This window comes from Nocardia carnea (assembly GCF_029868855.1).
Classification (GTDB): Bacteria; Actinomycetota; Actinomycetes; order Mycobacteriales; family Mycobacteriaceae; genus Nocardia; species Nocardia carnea_A.
This window is the reverse complement of the sequence record NZ_JARWOV010000254.1, coordinates 1-20,092: the sequence shown is the minus strand read 5'-3', so window position 1 is coordinate 20,092 and position 20,092 is coordinate 1. Positions and strand designations below refer to the sequence as shown.

21 protein-coding genes are annotated in these 20,092 nt (G+C 67.9%); 12 read left to right on the top strand and 9 right to left on the bottom strand.

The window, feature by feature from the left end; all coding sequences use genetic code 11:
- Positions 1-423: 423 nt before the first annotated feature.
- A complete protein-coding gene (locus tag QH195_RS26440) occupies positions 424-690 on the bottom strand; it encodes a hypothetical protein (RefSeq protein WP_280421331.1) in 267 nt (88 codons plus the stop codon).
- Positions 687-1,541, bottom strand: coding sequence for a PHP domain-containing protein (locus tag QH195_RS26435; protein WP_280437392.1), 855 nt, complete (start codon positions 1,539-1,541; stop codon positions 687-689). The genes QH195_RS26440 and QH195_RS26435 overlap by 4 nt, the downstream gene beginning before the upstream one ends.
- A 61-nt stretch (positions 1,542-1,602) precedes the next feature.
- Here QH195_RS26435 and QH195_RS26430 point away from each other — a divergent pair, with 61 nt between their 5' ends.
- Positions 1,603-2,676 (top strand): magnesium and cobalt transport protein CorA, encoded by a 1,074-nt coding sequence (locus tag QH195_RS26430; RefSeq protein WP_280437391.1) that lies wholly within the window; start codon positions 1,603-1,605, stop codon positions 2,674-2,676.
- Positions 2,677-2,775: 99 nt separating this feature from the next.
- Here the strand turns inward: QH195_RS26430 and QH195_RS26425 are convergent, their stop codons facing one another.
- The 3 genes from QH195_RS26425 to QH195_RS26415 form a co-directional block, all read right to left on the bottom strand.
- Positions 2,776-3,357: a suppressor of fused domain protein gene (locus QH195_RS26425; protein ID WP_280421329.1), complete on the bottom strand. Its 582-nt coding sequence runs from the start codon at positions 3,355-3,357 to the stop codon at positions 2,776-2,778.
- A 3-nt stretch (positions 3,358-3,360) separates the two neighbouring features.
- Positions 3,361-3,852, bottom strand: a complete 492-nt coding sequence (locus QH195_RS26420; RefSeq protein ID WP_033243303.1) for a general stress protein — start codon at positions 3,850-3,852, stop codon at positions 3,361-3,363.
- Positions 3,853-3,986: 134 nt separating this feature from the next.
- Positions 3,987-4,931, bottom strand: a complete 945-nt coding sequence (locus QH195_RS26415; protein ID WP_280421328.1) for an HpcH/HpaI aldolase/citrate lyase family protein — start codon at positions 4,929-4,931, stop codon at positions 3,987-3,989.
- A 53-nt stretch (positions 4,932-4,984) separates the two neighbouring features.
- On the opposite strand from QH195_RS26415, the gene QH195_RS26410 reads away from it, so the two are divergent.
- The 10 genes from QH195_RS26410 (at position 4,985) to QH195_RS26365 (ending at position 13,702) form a co-directional block, all read left to right on the top strand.
- Entirely contained in the window at positions 4,985-6,265 is a 1,281-nt protein-coding gene (locus tag QH195_RS26410) for a magnesium transporter MgtE N-terminal domain-containing protein (RefSeq protein ID WP_280421327.1), read from the top strand.
- Complete coding sequence (locus tag QH195_RS26405; protein WP_280437390.1) at positions 6,262-6,873, top strand: DUF1003 domain-containing protein; 612 nt, start codon at positions 6,262-6,264, stop codon at positions 6,871-6,873. The genes QH195_RS26410 and QH195_RS26405 overlap by 4 nt, the downstream gene beginning before the upstream one ends.
- A 144-nt stretch (positions 6,874-7,017) precedes the next feature.
- A complete protein-coding gene (locus QH195_RS26400) occupies positions 7,018-8,427 on the top strand; it encodes a lytic transglycosylase domain-containing protein (protein ID WP_280437389.1) in 1,410 nt (469 codons plus the stop codon).
- Between the two features lie 381 nt (positions 8,428-8,808).
- Positions 8,809-9,663: a lytic transglycosylase domain-containing protein gene (locus QH195_RS26395; protein ID WP_280421346.1), complete on the top strand. Its 855-nt coding sequence runs from the start codon at positions 8,809-8,811 to the stop codon at positions 9,661-9,663.
- A gap of 19 nt (positions 9,664-9,682) precedes the next feature.
- Positions 9,683-10,819 carry an Mrp/NBP35 family ATP-binding protein gene (locus QH195_RS26390; protein ID WP_280421324.1) on the top strand — a complete coding sequence of 379 codons (1,137 nt, stop codon included), beginning with the start codon at positions 9,683-9,685 and terminating at the stop codon, positions 10,817-10,819.
- Between the two features lie 263 nt (positions 10,820-11,082).
- Positions 11,083-11,403: a DivIVA domain-containing protein gene (locus tag QH195_RS26385; protein ID WP_280437388.1), complete on the top strand. Its 321-nt coding sequence runs from the start codon at positions 11,083-11,085 to the stop codon at positions 11,401-11,403.
- Positions 11,400-11,972 (top strand): DNA-3-methyladenine glycosylase I, encoded by a 573-nt coding sequence (locus QH195_RS26380; protein WP_280437387.1) that lies wholly within the window; start codon positions 11,400-11,402, stop codon positions 11,970-11,972. Before QH195_RS26385 ends, QH195_RS26380 begins: the two co-directional genes overlap by 4 nt.
- A 158-nt stretch (positions 11,973-12,130) precedes the next feature.
- Positions 12,131-12,298 (top strand): DUF3117 domain-containing protein, encoded by a 168-nt coding sequence (locus tag QH195_RS26375; RefSeq protein ID WP_011211259.1) that lies wholly within the window; start codon positions 12,131-12,133, stop codon positions 12,296-12,298.
- Entirely contained in the window at positions 12,285-13,199 is a 915-nt protein-coding gene (locus QH195_RS26370; RefSeq protein ID WP_280421321.1) for a putative RNA methyltransferase, read from the top strand. Before QH195_RS26375 ends, QH195_RS26370 begins: the two co-directional genes overlap by 14 nt.
- 98 nt (positions 13,200-13,297) lie before the next feature.
- The gene (locus QH195_RS26365; RefSeq protein ID WP_280421320.1) at positions 13,298-13,702 is read left to right on the top strand and encodes a group I truncated hemoglobin; all 405 of its coding nucleotides are present in this window, start codon (positions 13,298-13,300) and stop codon (positions 13,700-13,702) included.
- A gap of 63 nt (positions 13,703-13,765) precedes the next feature.
- On the opposite strand, the gene glgA is transcribed toward QH195_RS26365, so the two are convergent.
- Positions 13,766-14,992, bottom strand: a complete 1,227-nt coding sequence (gene glgA, locus QH195_RS26360; RefSeq protein WP_280437386.1) for a glycogen synthase — start codon at positions 14,990-14,992, stop codon at positions 13,766-13,768.
- Positions 14,993-15,106: 114 nt separating this feature from the next.
- Between glgA and glgC the strand changes: the two genes are divergently transcribed.
- Positions 15,107-16,321, top strand: a complete 1,215-nt coding sequence (glgC, locus tag QH195_RS26355) for a glucose-1-phosphate adenylyltransferase (RefSeq protein WP_280421318.1) — start codon at positions 15,107-15,109, stop codon at positions 16,319-16,321.
- Positions 16,322-16,404: 83 nt separating this feature from the next.
- On the opposite strand, the gene QH195_RS26350 is transcribed toward glgC, so the two are convergent.
- From QH195_RS26350 to QH195_RS26340, 3 genes are all read right to left on the bottom strand, one after another.
- On the bottom strand, positions 16,405-18,060 hold the full coding sequence (locus QH195_RS26350) for an ABC transporter permease (protein WP_432278856.1): 1,656 nt from the start codon (positions 18,058-18,060) through the stop codon (positions 16,405-16,407).
- On the bottom strand, positions 18,057-18,977 hold the full coding sequence (locus QH195_RS26345; protein ID WP_280423433.1) for an ABC transporter ATP-binding protein: 921 nt from the start codon (positions 18,975-18,977) through the stop codon (positions 18,057-18,059). The genes QH195_RS26350 and QH195_RS26345 overlap by 4 nt, the downstream gene beginning before the upstream one ends.
- A 132-nt stretch (positions 18,978-19,109) precedes the next feature.
- Positions 19,110-19,781 carry a TetR/AcrR family transcriptional regulator gene (locus tag QH195_RS26340; protein WP_280437385.1) on the bottom strand — a complete coding sequence of 224 codons (672 nt, stop codon included), beginning with the start codon at positions 19,779-19,781 and terminating at the stop codon, positions 19,110-19,112.
- Between the last annotated feature and the right edge of the window lie 311 nt (positions 19,782-20,092).

Here is a 20,092-nt window from a genome sequence, read left to right as displayed (position 1 = left end):
TCGTTCATCGGTGGCACTACCAGGATGTTTCCCGGCACTGCAGTAACCCGGAGGCCCGGAGAATCCGGGACGAGGCGAAAGTTGGCAGCACTGATTTCGGGCAGCTGCCCTCCGGGCGGATTTCGGACGGGTTGGTCCGGCAGAACTCGACCGGCGCCCGGCTCCGGCTGCGACGGTGCGTCGCGTGGCGGTGGGCGCCCGATATCCCCGACCCGGCGGTGGCAACGATCGGGAATCCGCAACATTGTGCCAGGTCCCGTGCGGAACGCCAAACCGGCACCGCGGATCGTGTATCGAACACCACGGGCTCAGCCTAGGGGCCGGGCATTACCTTCCCGTAAGGGGAAACTCCCGGAGCAGGGAAGCACGGGGTGAGAACGCTGCGCCGCGCAGCGGTGCGCACTGTGAAATCCGGCGGTCCGGCTAGATCCACCACTGCGTCCACAGAAGCAGTGTGGCGCCGCCCAGTACGACCAGAGCGACCGCGAAGGTCGCGGCGCCGCGTTTGCGATCCGAATAGACCTGCGCCGCAACGGCGATCGCCGCGATCACGATATGCCAGCCGACCGATTCCGCACCTGGGCCCGGGAAACCGCGGCGGGCGCCGATCACTGCCGCGCCCACCACCACACAGGCCAGTACGACCAGCCCAGCCGCGATGGACCCGCTGAGTCCGCGCACGAGTTTCATGACGCGAGCACCGGCACGCCGGTGGCCCTACCGGCGAGCTTCTCGAACTGTGCCGGATCGGTGGTGCAGGCGCCCAGCTCGATCGTCTTGTTCGCGCCGTGATAGTCCGAGGACCCGGTCGTCAGCAGGCCGTACTCACCGGCCAGGTCACGCAGTGCCGTCCGATCCTGGGCGTTGTGGTCCGGATGATCGATTTCCAGCCCGCCCAGACCCAGCGCGGCGAGGTCCGGGATCTCCGCGAGGTCGAGCAGCCGGCCACGGGATCGGGCCCGGCCGTGCGCGAGGACGCTCACCCCGCCGGCGCCGGCGATCATCTCCACCGCCCGATGCAACGGCGTATCCGCCTTCTCCACGTAATAGGGGCCGTTCGCGGCCAGCAACTGCGCGAAAGCGGCTTCCACACTGGGGACGACGCCCGCCTCCACCAGGGCGCGCGCCAGATGCGGGCGGCCCGCCGCCGGACCGGCCGAGGCGAGCACTGCGTCCGGGTCCACAGGTAGCCCGTCGGCGGCCATCTGCTCGGCCATGGCGCGTAGCCGCTGGACGCGTTCGCCGCGTAGCCGCTCACGTTCGGCCGCGAAACCGTCGTCGCCGGGGTCGAACAGATAGGCCAGTAGATGCACCGATACCGGCCAGCCGTCGACACCGCGGCCGACACACGACATTTCCATTCCCCGGACCAGCGACAACCCGTCCGGGCGCGCGGCCTCGGCCTCGGCCCAGCCCGCGGTGGTGTCGTGATCGGTGATCGCGACCACGTCCAGACCGGCAGCGGCCGCTTTCCGCACCAGATCGGCCGGGGTGTCGGTGCCGTCGGAAGCGGTGGTGTGGGTATGCAGGTCGATGCGCACGCCGTCCAGTCTGTCAGTGCGGACTCCCGGTGCAGTTCGCACGGGCGGCTAGCATCGGCCTGTGCCTTCTCTGCCGCTGCCGTTCCACGGTCCGGGACGGACGCGGCATACCCGTTCGGCCCCGCGTATCCGGGTGCCCACCGCCCGCGCGGTCGTCGACTGCGCTGTCTATGTGGACGGCAAGCGGCTACCCGGCCGGTACACCCATGTGAGCGCGCTGACCGCCGCCCGCGAACACGGCGGCTTCGTCTGGCTCGGCCTGCACGATCCCGACGCCACCCAGATGGCCGAGGTCGCCGAGACGTTCGGGCTGCACGAACTGGCCGTCGAGGATGCGGTACAGGCACACCAGCGGCCGAAGCTGGAACGCTACGACAAGACAATGGTGATGGTCATGCGCACCGTCGCCTACCGGGAACACGAACTGCACAGCGTCAGCGAGATCGTGGAAACCGGCGAACTGCTGATATTCATGGCACCCGATTTCGTGATCGCCGTCCGGCACGGCGAACATTCACCGCTTTCGGTTGTGCGGCGCGGACTGGAGGCGGATCCACAACGGTTGCGCCTGGGCCCCGGCTCGGTGCTGCACGCGATAGCCGACCATGTGGTCGACTCCTATATCGAGGTCGTGCAATCGGTGGAACTCGATATCGACGCCTTGGAAGAGGAAATCTTCACCCCACGCTCCGCGGTCACCGTGGAATCGATCTATCAGTTGAAACGGGAAGTGGTGGAACTACGCCGGGCGGTCAATCCGCTGGCCTTACCGCTGCAAACACTGGTCCACAACACCGAGCTGCCCTTGGACGCCGAAATCCGGCGCTACCTTCGTGACGTCGCCGACCATCACACCGCGGTCGCGGAACGGATCACCGATTTCGACGATGCGCTGAGCTCGCTCATCAACGCGGCGCTCGCCAAGATCACCGTTCAGCAGAATACGGATATGCGGAAGATATCGGCGTGGGTGGCGGTGGCCGCCGTACCCACCATGATCGCCGGAATCTACGGAATGAATTTCGAACATATGCCGGAACTGAAAACCACCTGGGGTTATCCGGTGGTACTCCTGTTCATCTTCGCCGTCTGCGGCACCCTGCTGGCCCTGTTCCGCCGCAACGACTGGCTCTGAACAACCGCGTGCCCACCACGTACGGCCGCGACCAGCGCGGCATCGGGGTCTTACGAGACCCGGAAAATCCGGGGTCCCGGCCACCGGATGCGGGCGGTTTCACAGCGAAGCAGCGCCGCGGCCGGGGTCGAGCACATCGATACCGGCTTCGGACCAGGCGTCGCGCAGCGCCTGCGCGCCACGAACCCGCACCCATGCGGCTTCGGTGGCCGTCACGGGGGTCACCGCGAAGTACCGCACCGGGTCGGCGGGTTCGGGTAGCTCCACTTCGGGTATCTCACCGGCCCCGAGCAGTACGGCGGTGAACGGGGCGTCACGCCAGAGCGGCTCGCCCAGATCCAGCAGGGCGTCGGCCTGCAGGACAACACCTTCCACCGCGGGCGACGCGGCGAGCACCCCCAGCGACCGGGCCACCCCGGCGCCACTGTCCGACCCGGCCCGCAGCGTGAGCAGCAATTCGGCCCGGGGACCGCGCACCGGATCCGCCAGGACGACGGCCGGGTCCCCCATCGGATGCCGGGAGCCGCCCACGGTCGCATAATGCACCACACCGTCACCGGGGATCCGCAGGATCTCGATGGGTTCGAGCCCGAGAAAGGTCACCGACGCGGTGTCCACGGCGGCCGTGTCCACCTCGAAATGGCGCGCCACGGCGGCGCGCACCCGCTCGATCACATCCATCCGTCAGATGGCCAGCCGCGCGAGCATATCCCGGGCCTGTTCGGCGGTTTTCGGATCGCACAGCACGTCGTAGCGGCCCGCGACCAATTGCATGGTCGACGCGAAATCACGCTGACCACGGGTCGCGGCGTACGGAATCGTGGTCGAGATGACTCCGAAGATGATGCCGCCGACCAGGCCCACCAACAGGGGACCCGCCATCCCGTTGGTGGTGAACAAACTCAGCAGCAAACCGAGGAACAGGCCGAGCCAGGCCCCCGACACCACACCCCCGCCGATCACTTTGCCCCAGTTCAGCCGGTACAGCACCCGCTCGACCTGCATGAGATCGACGCCGACGATGGTTACGTTCTGCACCGGGAACTGATTGTCCGCCAGATAATCCACGGCACGCTGCGCCTCGGCATAGGTCGGGTACGAACCGACCGGCCATCCCGAAGGCGGCGTGGGCAGACCCTGTCTGCCGCGATTCGAGCTCCCCAGGGGATTCGTCATATTTATATTGTGCCGCCTCCGGCGGCACAGGGTTTGGCCCCCCTTGGTCCCTAACCTCTCAGGGTCTCGCCGAACTCGGCGCCGGCGGCTGGGGACGCAAGGTTCGAATGGTGTCCGCGGAGAGCCCGCCGGCATCACTCAGGGGCAGTAAATGTCATCGTTCTCCGCATTCCCGCGGCGCGGCCTTTTTCCGCGATGACGACCGCCATTTTCGCGCTGGCCTCATCGATCATTTCGTCGCCCAGCATCACGGCTCCGCGCGCGCCGCCCTCGGCGGACGTGTGATACGCGTAGGCGTCCAGGATCATCTCGGCGTGGTCGTAATCCGCCTGCCGGGGGCTGAAGATCTCGTTCGCGGCATCGACCTGGCTCGGGTGCAGCACCCATTTCCCGTCGAAGCCCAGGGCCGCGGTGCGCCCGGCAGCGCGCCGGAAACCGTCGATATCGCGGATCTGCAGATAGGGGCCGTCGATCGCCTGCAGACCGTGCGCGCGGGCGGTGAGCAGGATTGTCATCAGGATGTGGTGGTAGGCGTCGCCGGTGTCGTACCCCTCGGGCTGCTCGCCGACCACGAGGGTGCGCATATTGATGCTCGCCATGAAGTCCGCGGGCCCGAAGACCAGGGTCTGCACCCGGGGGCTGGCGGTGGCGATCTCGTCGATATTGCGCAACCCCAGCGCGTTCTCGATCTGCGGCTCGATCCCGATCCGGCCGGGTTCGATCTCGTTGGCGCGCTCCAACTGGCTCAGCAGCAGATCGAGCGCCCTTACCTGGCCCGCGTCGGTGACCTTCGGCAGCAGGATTGCGTCGAGCGCGGTCCCGGCACCGTCGACCACGGAGATCACATCGGCGTAGGTCCACTGGGTGGTCCAGTCGTTCACCCGGACCACCCGCAACTGTTCACCCCAGCCGGAATCGTTGAGGGCGGCCACGATATTGGCGCGGGCGGCGGCTTTCGCCCCCGGGGCGACGGCATCCTCGAGATCCAGGAACACCTCGTCGACCGGCAGGCCTTTGGCCTTGGCGATCATTTTCGGGTTGCTGCCCGGCACGGCAAGGACGGAACGGCGCGGCTTCATCAACACTCCTGTGGTCGGCCCGGTCCGGCCCCGGAACATCTAGCCTGGCACTCATGGCAGCTACCAGGGTGTATATCGCCAGGCTCACCGGCCTGGCGGTGCTGGGGCCGGACGGCGAGTCTATCGGCCGCGTACGCGACGTGGTGGTGGCCGTCCGCTACGACCGGCAGGAACCGCGTGTGCACGGTCTGGTGGTGGAGTTGCCGACCCGGCGCCGGATCTTCGTCCCGATGCTGCGGGTGACCAGTATCGAACCCGGTTCGGTCACGTTGAACACCGGTAATGTCAGCTTGCGGCGTTTCGCGCAGCGCCCCGGCGAACTGCTGGCCATGGCGCAGATCGTGGATTCCACGGTGCATGTCGAGGACCCCGACCTACCGGATCTGGCCGGGGTGGATGTTTTCGTGGTGGATCTGGGGATCGCGTTGACCCGAACCCGGGACTGGCGGGTCACCCGGGTGGCGGTGCGTGGACATCGCCGGCTGGGGCGGCGGCGCACGGTGCACGTGGTGGACTGGGCGCGGGTCCAGGGCCTCACACCGTACGAGATCGACCGTCCGGGCCAGGATGTGAGCGCCCTGCTCGAACAGTTCGAAGGCCAGCGCGCGGCCGATGTCGCGCATATGTTGCGGGAACTGCCCGCCAAACGGCGCCTGGAGGTGGCGCTCGCCCTCGACGACGAGCGGCTCGCCGATGTCGTCCAGGAACTCTCCGGTGACGATCAGCTGGAACTGCTCGGTCAGCTGGAGATGACCCGCGCGGCCGACGTTCTCGAAGCGATGGACCCCGACGATGCCGCCGATCTGCTGGGCGGCCTGCCGGAGAACGAGGCCGAATCCCTGCTGACGCTGATGGACCCACAGGAGTCCGAACCGGTGCGCCGGCTGCTCGAGCATTCCCCGGATACCGCGGGCGGGCTCATGACACCGGAACCCGTGGTCCTGTCGCCGTCCACCACGGTCGCCGAGGCGCTGGCCCGGGTCCGGGATCCCGATCTCACACCGGCGCTGGCGTCGATGGTGTTCGTCGTCCGGCCGCCGACGGCCACCCCCACCGGCCGATACCTCGGATGTGTCCATCTGCAGCAACTGTTGCGCGAACCGCCCGCGCATCTTGTCGGCGGGATCCTGGACGCCGATCTGGCGACGCTGCGGCCGGAACTGCCGCTCGCGGCGGTGACCCGGTATTTCGCCACCTACAACCTGGTGTGCGGGCCCGTGGTCGACGAGCAGAACCATCTACTGGGCGCGGTGAGTGTCGACGATGTCCTCGACCATCTGCTGCCGCCCGATTGGCGCGAAGACGAACAACTGTACGAAGGTGTGCGGCCGTGACCGACAAGAGCACGGCGGGCCGGGTGGTCTCCAGCGCGCGGCAGCGCCTGGAGACCCCCGTCGGGAGCCGGTTCCGCTTCGATTGGGATGCCGAGGCATTGGCCCGCGGTAGCGAACGGATCGCCCGATTCCTGGGCACCGGACGCTATCTCGCGATTCAGACGGTGGTGGTGATCGTCTGGATCGTGCTGAACATCTTCGTGATCACGCTGCGCTGGGACCCCTACCCGTTCATCCTGCTGAACCTGGCGTTCTCCACCCAGGCCGCCTATGCCGCGCCGCTGATCCTGCTGGCACAGAACCGGCAGGACAACCGCGATCGGGTATCCCTCGAGGAGGACCGGCTGCGCGCCGCCCAGACGAAGGCCGATACCGAGTTCCTGGCCCGGGAACTGGCGGCGCTGCGCCTGGCGGTGGGCGAGGTCGCCACCCGTGATTATCTGCGCCGCGAGCTCGACGAGATCCGTGACGCACTGGAGCGGATCGAGTACACGACCGGAGTCGGACCGACGCGCGGCCCGGACAAAGCTACCAAGCCGAAACGCAAGAAAACCTCCGGTCACAAGCCGGTTACGGGGTCGATTTCACCGCCAGTCGCCGATGAATGACCGGAAATCCGCAATATGCTCCTGACCGGTAGGTAACCTGGATCACGTTGTCCCGAGCGCGCCGTTACGGAATGTCCGAGACGGTCGCTCACCTGTGACATAGAGGAACGGTGGAGCCGAATGCGGATACCTACCCCTGTGGCAATGTCGGCTCTGGTCATGGCGGGCCTGGTAGCGAGCGGTTCGGCCGCCCACACCACCATGTCGTCGACACCGCCGGAAGCTCCCGGAGCCCGACTCGCGGCGAATGCCGAGCAGGCCGGAGACACCACCGAAGACACCGAAGCCCCATTGGCCCAGACACTCGGAATGCTGCCGGTCGAGCCCACGACTCCCCGGAAACTACGAGCCCTGAGCCCCCTGCCCGCCGACGGAATCCCACCCTTCGCCGGTACGGTTCCATTGCAGAGCATCTCCCTGCCCAGCGGTAGCGGCGCGCTCGGCATCCCGGAGATCGTGCTGGCCGCCTACCGCAACGCCGAACTGGCCCTGCAGTCCTCGGCGCCCGGCTGCGGGCTCACCTGGAACCTGCTCGCCGGGATCGGCCGCATCGAATCGGGTCATGCGAGCAACGGGCGTACCGACGCCGCCGGAACCACCAACCCGCCCATCTTCGGTCCGGCGCTGGACGGCACGCTCCCCGGCAACGAGGTCATCCGGTCCACCGACGGTGGATACGTCCGCGCGCTGGGCCCCATGCAGTTCCTGCCCGGGACGTGGTCGCGCTACGCCGCCGACGGGAATGCCGACGGCCACGCCGACCCGCACAACGTCTTCGACGCCGCCCTGGGGGCCGGCAAGTACCTGTGCTCGGGCGGGCTGAATCTGCGCGACCCGCAACAGGAATTGCGGGCCGTACTGCGCTACAACAACTCGATGTCGTACGCGGCCAATGTGCTGAGCTGGTCGGCCGCCTACCGCACCGGCGGCCGTTCCGCACCGATCATCCCGTCCCCCGGCCTCGTACCGCCGGGCAGCGCCCCCACCCAGCTCCCGCCGGGATCGCCGGACCTGCTCGCCGCACAGACGGATACGCCGGTTCCGCCGCCCCCACCCGAGCTGGCGGTGCAGACCCCGCGGCCCGAACCGATGATCCGGATCCCCGGATTGCCGCCGATCCCCTGCGGATTGCTCTGCCCGCCCGCACCGGGGTCACCGAAGGTCGGCGAGGCACTCCCTGCACCCGGGCCCGGGGCCCCGGCCGCGCCCGGCGACCCGGCAGCACCCGCGGGCCCGGGCACCCAGGCCGCGCCCGGGGCCCCGGCTCCCGTTACACCGGGCGCTCCCGCTCCGGAAGCACCTGCACCGCAGGAAGCTCCACAGAACCAGGCGGCACCCCCCGCGCCGCCGGGACACCCGGACCGGCAGGCGGCTCCGGCTCCGGCACCCGCACCACCGTCCATCACACTCCCGGGCGGATTGGTCATCCCGTTGCCGATCGAGCTGATTCCGGGTCCGGCGGCCCCCACACCCGCGGACGCGGTACCACCCCCACCGCCCGCCGATACCACCCCGGCCCCGGCGCACACCGAATCAGCCCCGCCTGCTCGATAGTTCCCGGCCCGGCGGCGCTCCTCCCTGCAGACACGGCACCGGCGCCGCCGCCCGGCGTTTCCACACACCGGGACAACTCCGAATTGATCTGCGGACTCACGCCACCCGGGCCTGTCACGATCAGCCGATTCGGCAGAACCGACCGGCGGGTTCACTGCCCCGGCGAAGCGCACACGCCGGCACCGCCGCGGCGGACGCCGGGTCCCTATGGGGCGGCGCCACTTCCCGTTCCCATCGAAGTCGCATTCACGCCGGAAAAATGGTCACGAGGTAGTAACGAAGTGGTCTCGGATGCGGTAGTCTCGACGGCGAAGGTCACGACCGGGCAACGAGTCCGGCCGCGGCCGCAGGCTTGTGGTTGAGATGAAGGGCTTTGAGCACGTGGGGCGTCACCGTAAACAACAACCTGCCACTGTTACCCGAAGTTCGGTTATCGCACTCACCGGTTTGGTACCGGCGGGCGTCGTGGCCACCAACGCCGCCGCGGCGATGGCCACCGATCCCACCGCGGCTTCGGTCGAGATGCATATGTCGGCCGTGGGTGCCGCCCCGGCACAGTCCATGGCGCCCGCTTCGTTCGACGACACCGTGATGCATGCCATGGCGAAACAGTCGCCGGAGGCACCGGTCGAGGTGAAAACGGTTGCGCTGGACCCGAACCGGCCCCGTAACGACCTCCCGGTCGCCGCATCGGGTATTCCGGGGATCGCCCAGGACGCCTACCTCACGGCCGAGCAGATCCTGGCCGACGAGAACCCCGGCTGCAATATGTCCTGGACGATGCTGGCCGGTATCGGCCGCGTCGAATCCACCCACATGTACAACGGCAAGGCGGACGCCGACGGTAACGCGCTGTCCCCGGTGTTCGGCCCGGCGCTCGACGGCAGCCTGGCGGGCAACAATGTCATCCACGATTCCGACGGCGGGTCGCTCGACGGTTTCGGCGGCTACGACCGCGCGGTGGGTCCCATGCAGTTCCTGCCGGAGACCTGGACCCACTACGCGGCGGACGGCAACCGCGACGGGATCTCCGATCCGCAGAACTACTACGACGCGACCCTGACCGCCGGTAAATACCTGTGCTCGGGCGATCTGGATATGAACGATCCCGCCCAGCAGACCAGGGCCATCCTGCGCTACAACAACTCGATGGCCTACGTCGCGAACGTCATGGCCTGGGCCCAGTCGTACAAAACTGGGATCGCACCACGGCCCGCGGAACTCCCCAAGATCTGACCGCACTACCATCGGCAGTATGCCAGTGGTAACGGAAGCGGACGTGCGGGGCGCCCTCGCGAAGGTCGACGACCCGGAGATCCGCAAACCGATCACCGAACTGGGCATGGTGAAAAGCGTCCGGATCGATCCGGAGAGCAACGTGCACATCGAGGTGTACCTGACCACCGCCGGATGCCCGTTGCGCACCGAGATCACCCAGCGGGTGAGCACCGCGGTGGCGGATGTGGCCGGCGTCGGTGCGGTATCGGTCGAACTCGATGTGATGAGCGACGAACAACGCACCGAACTGCGTAAGCAGTTGCGCGGTGATTCCGCCGAACCGGTGATCCCGTTCGCCCAGCCCGGTTCGCTCACTCGCGTCTACGCGGTCGCGTCCGGAAAGGGCGGGGTCGGTAAATCGAGCGTCACGGTGAACCTCGCCGCCGCGCTCGCCGACCGTGGCCTGTCGGTCGGCGTGCTGGACGCCGATATCTACGGCCATTCCATCCCCCGGATGCTCGGCACCGATGCCCGGCCCACCCAGGTCGAGCGGATGATCATGCCGCCGGTCGCGCACGACGTGAAGATGATCTCGATCGCGCAGTTCACCCAGGGCAACACCCCCGTGGTGTGGCGCGGCCCGATGCTGCACCGCGCGCTACAGCAATTCCTGGCGGACGTGTTCTGGGGTGATCTGGATGTGTTGCTGCTGGATCTGCCGCCCGGCACCGGCGATGTGGCGATCTCCATCGCCCAGCTGATTCCGAACGCGGAGATTCTGGTGGTCACCACCCCGCAGATCGCCGCCGCCGAGGTCGCCGAACGCGCCGGCGCCATCGCCCTGCAGACCCGGCAGCGGATCGCCGGGGTGGTGGAGAACATGTCCTGGCTGGATCTGCCCGACGGCAGCCGGATGGAGCTGTACGGGTCCGGCGGTGGACAAGCGGTCGCCGACCGGCTCACCCGCGCGGTCGGCGCCGAGGTGCCGCTGCTCGGTCAGATCCCGATCGAACAGGCCGTGCGTGAGGCCGGTGACGAGGGCACCCCCATCGTGTTGCGCGACCCGGACAGTCCGGCTGCCGCCGCCCTGCGCGCGGTCGCCGACAAACTGGCGATCCGCCGCCGTGGGCTGGCCGGTATGTCGCTGGGCATCGATACGACTCGTCACCTCTGAACCAGCCGGCTTCCGGAACTCTCGGTGAGTTACACCCGGACGCCATGGCAACCCGGCAGGACGGCGCGGCGGTATCCCGTTGCCACCCTGCCCACAGGCCGAACCCGGGCACGCCGACTGCGCGGCCCCGGCCTCCACAGGCCCGGCCGGAATGCATACTTCCGGTCGGGCCGTCCTCGCCTCATAACAGCGGCCGGGTGATGCGGACCGGGCGGGCAGGGCGACCCGAGACCCTTGTCGGCGGTCGCACCTAGACTCGGTCCATGCTCACCCTGCTGCTGTACGTCTTGATCGTGGGTTTGGTGGCCACGGTGTTGTTCCTGCTGGCCGGTGCGCTCTTCGGCCGGTCGGAGGAGCTGGGCCCGCTTCCGGAGGGCACCACCGCGACCATCCTGCCGGTGGAGGGCATCTCCGGCGCCGATGTGCGGGCTCTGCGGTTCCAGCAGGTGGTGCGCGGGTACAAGGCCGGCGAGGTCGATTGGGCACTGGCCCGGCTGGCCGCCCGGATCGATGAACTACAGGCCCAGCTCGCCGAGGCACAGTCCGCGAGCGCCGGCGCGGCGACGGGTCCGGAGCGCTCGTGACCGCCACCGATACGCTGGTTCGCTGTCCCTGGTCGGTCGAGTCCCAGCTCTACCGCGACTACCACGACCAGGAGTGGGGACGCCCGCTGCACGGCGACGACGCCCTGTTCGAGCGGCTGTGCCTGGAGGCTTTCCAGTCCGGATTGTCCTGGATCACCATCCTGCGCAAACGCCCCGCGTTCCGGCTGGCGTTCGCCGGTTTCGAAATCGACCGGGTCGCCGAATTCGGGGAAGCCGACCGCGAACGGCTGCTCGGCGATCCGGGGATTGTGCGCAATCGCGCCAAGATCGATGCCTGTATCGCTAATGCGAAGGTCGCACGCGAACTCGATACCGGCCTGGACGAACTGCTCTGGTCGTTCGCTCCCCCGCCACGCCCGCGCCCGCACGCAATCGGCGATATTCCCGCGGTGACGCCCGAATCCACCGCACTGGCAAAAGAATTGAAGCGGCGCGGTTTCCGCTTCGTGGGGCCGACCACGGCGTACGCGCTGATGCAGGCGACCGGAATGGTGGACGATCACCTGTCCGAATGCTGGGTCGATACCCGGCACACCGGCTTCGGCTGACCGGTCACATTTGGACGTCGAGTATCCGCCATCTCTTGCGATAGGGAAGAATGGATCGAGTGCGGTCCGTCGCCTCAACCGACGGACCGCCCGGTTGGTGACAACCGGGGATCCGAGCAAGTGCGCAGCATACCGCGCAGATCTGGAGGGAGCAGAGGATGGCGGCCATGAAGCCCCGTACCGGGGACGGTCCCCTCGAGGCAACCAAGGAAGGCCGTGGGATCGTTATGCGGGTCCCACTCGAGGGTGGCGGGCGTCTGGTCGTAGAACTCACGCCCGACGAAGCCGCGGCACTGGGTGACGAATTGAAGAGTGTCACCAGCTAGCGATACTGCCGAGGAATCGGCGCTGGCCGCGGTCGCCGGGGCACTGAGTTGCCCCGTATGCGGCCGCGGTCTGGTGTGCGCGGGCCGGGTGCTGCGCTGCGATCTCGGCCATAGTTTCGATATCGCCCGCCAGGGTTATGTCAGCCTGCTCACCGGCGCCGCGACCAAACTCACCGGCGACACCGCCGAGATGCTCGATGCACGGGCCGCTTTCCAGGGCTCCGGATTCTTCGAGCCGATCGCCGCGGCGCTGGCCGACGCCGCCGTGGCGGCACGATCGCACGAAGACAGCGCATCACCACCCGGCGCCGAGGTGATCGCGGATATCGGCGCGGGCACCGGTTACTACCTGTCGCACGTTCTGAACGCCGTGCCCAGTGCCCGCGGTATCGCGCTGGATATCGCCAAACCCGCCGGTCGCCGCTGCGCCCGCGCGCATCCCCGCGCCGCGGCCGTGGTGGCCGACACCTGGCGCGGCCTCCCGATGCGCGACCACGCCCTGACGGCGGCACTCTCGGTTTTCGCACCGCGGAACCCGGCGGCCGTGGCCCGCTGTCTAGCGCCCGGTGGCCGGTATCTCGTGGTGACCCCGACCGTCCGGCATCTGGCGGAGCTGATCGGCCCGATCGGTATGGTCACCGTCGATCCGGACAAGGAGCGGCGGCTCGCCGAGGGGATGGCCGGGCTGTTCACCCGGGTGCACAGCACCGCGGTCGAGTATTCGATGACACTGACCCGCACCGATATCGCCCACCTCGTGGCGATGGGTCCATCCGCCCACCACACCGCGGCCACCGGCGATCAGCTACCGGAACCTTTCGAGGTGACGGCATCGGTCACGGTGAGCACATACACCGCGGTTGCGGCGGCAGCCGTCACCGGTGCTCACCGCGACCGTTGATCCGCGGTGAGAATCGAGCAATCACGCTGCCACACAGGGCAATCCACTTGCGACGCGAGCCTGACCGACGGGTAATACCGGCCTGATGTGCTTATTGCATGCGGATACCGACATTCGGCAAGAAGACAAGCACCCCCACCACCATCTTCGACCGGATCGGCGGATACGAGGCGTTGGAAGCCGTCGTCGCCGATTTCTATACCCGAGTCCTCGCCGACGCAGAGCTCGCCGGCTTCTTCACCGGAACGAATATGTCCCGGCTGCGCGGTAAGCAGGTCGAGTTCTTCGCCGCGGCGCTCGGCGGCCCGGACCCCTACACCGGTGCGCCGATGAAACAGGTGCACCAGGGTCGCGGCATCACCCTGCATCATTTCGACCTGGTGGCCGGTCATCTGACCGATTCGCTCACCGCCGCCGGTGTGGACGAGGAAACGACCGGCGAGATCATCGGGGCGGTGGCACCGCTTGCCGGCGATATCGTCTCCGGAGCCTCCTCCGCCTGATCCGCCGGATCCCGGTGACCGCGGAACCGCGAACCACGGGCTGCCGGTTCGGGGCGGTACGTCTCAGGGTTTCGCCACCGTGCGGTAGACGCTCAGGGTCTGTTCGGCGATCCGGTGCCAGTCGAATTCCGCCCGCGCGCGCTCGCGCCCCGCGGCCCCGAGTTCGGCAGCGCGCACCGGGTCACCGGCGAGCTCGTTGATCGCGGCGGCCAGCGCATGCTCGTAGGCTGCGGTCTCGCCCGCATCGAAATGCACGAGCCGCCCGGTGCCGCCATCGGCGACCACCTCGGGGATACCGCCGACATCGGAGGCGACCACGGCCGTGCCGCAGGCCATCGCCTCCAGATTGACGATCCCGAGGGGTTCGTAGACCGACGGGCAGACAAAGACCGTGGCCGCGGCAAGCAGCTGGCGGATCTGCTCGGTGGGCAGCATCTCGCGCACCCAGAAGATGTTGTCGCGCTGCCGGTGCAGCCCGGCCACGGCCGCCGCGACCTCGGCTTCCAGTTGCGGGGTGTCCGGGGCGCCGGCGCACAGGACCAGCTGGATCCGCGGATCGATCTGCCGCGCCGCGGCCAGCAGATGCCCGACGCCCTTCTGGCGGGTGATCCGGCCGACGAACACCGCGAGCGGCCGGTCGGCACGAACCCCGAGTTCGTCCAGGATCCGGCGGCTGCCCGGGGCCGGCGGGCCGGGGTACCAGACGTCCGCGTCGATACCGTTGCGCACCACGTGCACCCGCGCCGGATCCAGGGCGGGGTAGGCGTCGAGGACATCGCGGCGCATCCAGTCGCTCACCGCGATCACCGCGTCGGCGTGCTCCAGCGCATTACGTTCCGACCACGACGACAACCGGTAGCCGCCACCCAGCTGTTCGGCCTTCCACGGGCGGCGCGGTTCCAGCGAATGTGTGGTGACCACATGCGGGATCCCGTACAGCGTCGCCGCGAGGTGCCCGGCCAGACCCGCATACCAGGTATGCGAATGCACAATGTCCACGGCACCCACGGCGTCGGCCATCCGCAGCTGCGCCGACATCATCTGCAGCGCCGGGTTGGCCGCGGCCAGCGCCGGATCCGTGTCGTGCACCTGGGCCGCTGTCCGCGCAGCGCCCATACAGTGCACGGTCACGGTGCTCATCCGGCGCAGCCGGGCCACCAATTCGGTGACATGCACGCCCGCCCCGCCGTATACCTCGGGCGGATACTCCCGGGTCAACACGGCCACCCGTAACGGATCACCCGCCGGCGACCCGGGCGCCACATCCGCACCCCTGGAACCGAAACTCACGGATTCACGGTAGACGCCCGGCAGCCGATACACGGCAGCCGGCAAGCAGCCGGTTCACGGCCGCCGCCGAGCGGCCGATGCCCCCCGACCACCTGGTTCGGTAGGTTTGGCACTGTGAGGAGCCAGCCGCACGTACTCGGAATCGTGCTCGCCGGTGGCGAGGGCAAGCGACTCTTTCCCCTGACTGCCGACCGCGCCAAGCCGGCCGTCCCGTTCGGCGGGGCCTACCGCCTCATCGACTTCGTCCTGAGCAATCTGGTCAATGCCGGTTTCCTCCGGCTGTGTGTACTCACCCAGTACAAATCGCATTCGCTGGACCGTCATATATCGCAGACCTGGCGGCTGTCGGGTTTCGCCGGTGAATACATCACTCCGGTGCCCGCCCAGCAGCGGCTGGGGCCGCGCTGGTACACCGGTAGCGCCGACGCGATCATGCAGTCGCTGAATCTCATCTACGACGAGGATCCCGACTACATCGTGGTGTTCGGCGCCGACCACGTCTACCGGATGGACCCCGAACAGATGGTCACCAGCCATATCGATTCGGGCGCCGGGGTCACGGTGGCCGGTATCCGGGTGCCACGCAGCGAGGCGAGTTCGTTCGGCTGTATAGATTCCGACGAATCCGGGCGTATCGTCGGTTTCCTGGAAAAACCGGCCCATCCCCCGGGAATTCCCGACGATCCCAACGCGACCTTCGCCTCGATGGGCAATTACGTGTTCACCACCAAGGTGCTGGTGGATTCGATCAAGGCGGACGCGGAGAATTCCGATTCCGATCACGATATGGGCGGCGACATCATTCCCGGCCTGGTCGCCGCGGGACAGGCCGCGGTCTACGATTTCGCCGATAACGACGTTCCCGGCGCCACCGACCGCGACCGCGGTTACTGGCGTGATGTCGGCACCATCGATGCCTTCTACGAAGCCCATATGGACCTGGTGTCGGTGAACCCCGTTTTCAACCTCTACAACCGGCATTGGCCTATCCGCGGCGCCGCCGAGAATCTGCCGCCCGCGAAATTCGCCCGCGGCGGGCTGGCGCAGGAGTCCATCGTCGGCGCGGGCAGCATCCTGTCGGCGGCTACGGTCCGCAATTCGGTACTCAGCGCGAACGTACAGGTGGACGAGGGCGCCACGGTCGAGGGCAGTGTGCTGATGCCCGGGGTCCGGATCGGGCGCGGCGCGGTGGTCCGGCGGGCCATCCTGGACAAGAACGTGATGGTGTCCGAGGGCGAGATCATCGGGGTGGACCAGGAACGCGACCGGAGCAGGTTCGCTATCAGCAACGGCGGTGTCGTCACCGTCGGCAAAGGCACTTGGGTCTGACCCGGCTCAGGCGGGCGCGTACCGAAGCGGCCGTGCGTCCGGTCACGATGACCCGGACACACGGCCGCAACCGTCACAGAATGTCAGCGCACGTCCCTGCCACGTATCCCGATCAACCCCACGACCAGCAGGACCGCCGCGACGGCCGTGACGACGAGCGTGGGAGCCACGCTGTACTCCATGCCCGGCACCTTCGGTGCGTGACTGAACGGTTCCAGATTCCGCAACCATTGCGGGGCCCCGGAGATGGATCCGAGGAGGAAGACCGCGATCGCGGCGGTCAGCAACCCCCACGCCACCGGCGTCCAGCGCGGCACCAGTCCGAACAGCACGACCGTCACCGCCGCGAAGAACCAGATCGCGGGCAACTGGACCAGCGCGGCCGCCAGCATTCCGGGCAGTGTGCCGCCGATATCACCGGCCGCGATCCCGTAGGTGAGCCCGCCCAGCAGGCCGGCTGTCAGCATGATCACCACCGGGCCGCCGAAGGCGAACACCAGATGGGAGGCCACCCAGCGAACCCGGCCGACGGCGCCGCTGAGCACCGATTCGGCATGATGGCCGTTCTCTTCGCCGAACATCCGCAGTGCCGCCGATACCGCATACGCGGCGCCGGCGATCCCCAGCATGGTGAACGCGTAGCTGACGAACGAATCCTCCAGCGAATCGGCGCCGCCCATTCGAGTGATGAGATCGCGCAGGATTTCGCTGCTGCCGAAACTGTCGCCGATACCGTTGACGACGCTCCCGATCACCAGGCCGTAGAGCCCGACCCCGATACCCCACCCGAGGAGCGCGCCGCGCTGCAACCGGACCGCCAGGCCGAAGGGGCCGGTCAGGGCGGGGCCGGCGGCGGCGGGCCCGAGCCGTTCGGCGAGCAGACCGGCGCCCACATCGCGACGGCGCAAGAGGGCGAAGGCCACCGCGATCGTCACCGTGAGCAGTGCCAGGTGCAGCAGCAGCACCCACCAGCGGTCGCCCGCGTAGGGCCGGACCTGCAGCGACCATCCCTGTGGCGACAACCAGGTCAGCGGGTTGACCGGCCCCGCGCCGGCTTGCGCGTCACCCACGGCGCGCAAGGTGAAGGTCACCGCGAGCGTCGCGAACGCCAGCCCGCGGGCGAGCCGGGCGCCTGTGCAAACCTGTGCTGTCACCGCGGCGACCGCCGCGAACACCATGCCCGACCCGGCGAGCGCGAGCCCGAAGGCCAGCGATCCGGCGGCCGGAACCCCCGTTGCGGTGAGGCTCGCCGCCCCGATCAGACCGGCCAGCAGGGCACCACCGAGGGCCAGCAGTAGCGCGGCGGTCAGGCTCGCGTACCGGCCGACGGATGTGGAGGCCAGCACTTCGGTGCGGCCGGATTCCTCTTCCGCCCTGGTGTGCCGGATCACGGTGAGGATGGTGGCCACGGCGATCAGGGTGTGGAACATCCCCGCTTTCCAGATCCCTACGGCGCCGATCGAGGTGTCGTAGACCGGCCCGTACATCGCCAGCTGCGCCGGACTGGCCAGGATCGTGGCCGCGAACGAGGCGCGATCGGCCGCGGTCGGATACACCGATTCGATACTCGCCACATACACCGAGCCCAATGGCACCGACAGCAGCAGGATCCACAACGGTGCGACGATCCGGTCGCGCCGCAGGTAGAGCCGCAGCAACCGGAGGGTGCCGGTGAATTCGGTGCCCGCGGACGTCGTGTCGAACATGCCCGGCCGGACACCGGCCACAGCCGTGGTCATTTCCGGACCTCCTGCAGTTCGCCGGACTCCCGGCCGTTCACCGAGTAGTGCCGCATGAACAGCTCCTCCAGGGTCGGTGGCCGGCTGATCAGGCTGCGGACACCGGTATCGCCGAGCACCCGGATGAGTGCCGCGAGATTTTCGCCGTCCACCTGGCAGCGCAAGGTGTGGTCGTCCAGGCTCACATCGGCCACACCCGGTAGTGCCGCGATATCGCCGGGATCACCGGTCAGCTCCGCGGTGATGGCAGTGCGGCTCAGGTGCCGCATGGAGTCCAGCGTGCCGCTTTCCACCGTCCGTCCCGAACGGATGATGGTGACCCGCTCACACAGGGCTTCCACCTCGGACAGGATATGGCTCGACAGCAGTACGGTGGCGCCGCGTCCGGCCGCCTCGGCGACGCATTCGCGGAACACCTGCTCCATCAGCGGATCCAGTCCGGATGTCGGCTCGTCCAGCAGCAGCAACCGGGCATGTGAGGAGAACGCCGAGACGAGGGCGACCTTCTGCCGGTTGCCCTTGGAATACGTGCGCGCCTTCTTACGGGGGTCGAGCTCGAACCGTTCGATCAGCTCGGCCCGCCGAGCGGTATCGAGACCGCCGCGCATCGACGCCAGCAGGTCGATGGTCTCGCCGCCGCTCAGCGACGGCCACAGGGTCACATCACCTGGAACGTAGGCGATGTCGCGGTGCAGCGATACCGCGTCGGTCCATGGGTCGCGGTCCAGCATCCGCACCTCACCACTGGTCCGTGCCAGCAGTCCGAGCAGGATCCTGATAGTTGTGGATTTCCCGGCGCCGTTGGGCCCGAGAAAACCGTGGACTTCGCCTTCGGACACCTGCAGGTTCAGTCCGTCGAGTGCGCGGACCTGGCCGAAGTGCTTGTGCAGATCCCGGATCTCAATTGCCGAAATCATCGAATCTCCTTGTAGGACATTGAAATAGATAGCTCGAAGGAAGTGGTGCACGCGTTCCGGTAGGGCGGCCGCGGTGCGATTCGCCGGAATCGGAGGACGAGCCGATCAACTCCGGGGGACCGGGGCAGGCCGTTACGTGGCGCCGGATTCGGCCGGACCCGTGCTGTCACCGGACCCCGGCCCCGCCGCGCGCAGCGCGTCCATCATCGAGGAATCGGTGAGCAGGCCCTCGGTGTAGATCTCGAGCGCGGGCAGCATCATTTGCTCGGCGTACTCGCGCAGGGCCTGCCGATAGTCGATCACCCCGTCCGCCGGGGTGTGCGTCTGCAGGAACAGCAGCATGCCGCCGCCGTTGGCCGTGGCCAGATAGCGCGCCATGGCCTTCATATTCCGCGGTTTGCGCAGCGCCCCCGAAGCCACACCGGCCTCGAGATACTGCTCGACGTCGGTGACCATATGCTCGAACAACGTGCCGGCCAGGTCGCCGCCGGCCTGGAAGCTGCGCATCATGTAGGCGACGATCGGGGCGAATTCCTCGATCTCGGCCAACTGCTGCAGCATGTTCCCGGCCGACGGCCGGTTCATGAAGTTCATCTTCGTTTCACGGATCACTCCCCGCACATAGTCGTCGCATTCGCGGCGCAGCCCGTCTTTGGACCCGAAATGGTGGTTGACCAGACCGGGCGATATCCCTGCGGCCTTCGCGATGGCCCGCACACCGACGCCGAAGCCCTGTTCGCCGAACAGCGCGATGGCGGCGTCACGGATACGCGCCCGGGTGGTCAGATCATCGCTTGAACGCATGTTCAATACGTTAAACACTCGTTCAATCAGGACGCAAGGGGTCGGGCCGTAGAGATTCCGTCAAGAAATAATTCATCCGCGAGGGCAAGCCCCGGAGAGCACGCAACGACAACCCGAAACCCTTGTCTACCTGGGGTTACTGTCATGCACGCCGGGCCACACGAGAACCGGCACACAGCCGGTCGCCACGAGACGCCGTCAATCACCCCAAACGTCGGCGTCGATGGCGCGGCACACCGCAGAGCCTGCGTCCCGGACCGCCGCCGAGTGCCGGTTCCGGCGGCCGCGCCGGGCAATGGGTCAGGCCGGCC

Bases quoted from the DNA above. Each gene is read 5' to 3' on its own strand.
- QH195_RS26440 (WP_280421331.1), bottom strand. From the start codon at position 690: ATGAAACTCGTGCGCGGACTCAGCGGGTCCATCGCGGCTGGGCTGGTC.
- QH195_RS26425 (WP_280421329.1), bottom strand. From the start codon at position 3,357: ATGGATGTGATCGAGCGGGTGCGCGCCGCCGTGGCGCGCCATTTCGAG.
- QH195_RS26420 (WP_033243303.1), bottom strand. From the start codon at position 3,852: ATGACGAATCCCCTGGGGAGCTCGAATCGCGGCAGACAGGGTCTGCCC.
- QH195_RS26415 (WP_280421328.1), bottom strand. From the start codon at position 4,931: ATGAAGCCGCGCCGTTCCGTCCTTGCCGTGCCGGGCAGCAACCCGAAA.
- QH195_RS26410 (WP_280421327.1), top strand. From the start codon at position 4,985: ATGGCAGCTACCAGGGTGTATATCGCCAGGCTCACCGGCCTGGCGGTG.
- QH195_RS26400 (WP_280437389.1), top strand. From the start codon at position 7,018: ATGTCGGCTCTGGTCATGGCGGGCCTGGTAGCGAGCGGTTCGGCCGCC.
- QH195_RS26390 (WP_280421324.1), top strand. From the start codon at position 9,683: ATGCCAGTGGTAACGGAAGCGGACGTGCGGGGCGCCCTCGCGAAGGTC.
- QH195_RS26385 (WP_280437388.1), top strand. From the start codon at position 11,083: ATGCTCACCCTGCTGCTGTACGTCTTGATCGTGGGTTTGGTGGCCACG.
- QH195_RS26375 (WP_011211259.1), top strand. From the start codon at position 12,131: ATGGCGGCCATGAAGCCCCGTACCGGGGACGGTCCCCTCGAGGCAACC.
- QH195_RS26365 (WP_280421320.1), top strand. From the start codon at position 13,298: ATGCGGATACCGACATTCGGCAAGAAGACAAGCACCCCCACCACCATC.
- QH195_RS26350 (WP_432278856.1), bottom strand. From the start codon at position 18,060: ATGACCACGGCTGTGGCCGGTGTCCGGCCGGGCATGTTCGACACGACG.
- QH195_RS26345 (WP_280423433.1), bottom strand. From the start codon at position 18,977: ATGATTTCGGCAATTGAGATCCGGGATCTGCACAAGCACTTCGGCCAG.
- QH195_RS26340 (WP_280437385.1), bottom strand. From the start codon at position 19,781: ATGCGTTCAAGCGATGATCTGACCACCCGGGCGCGTATCCGTGACGCC.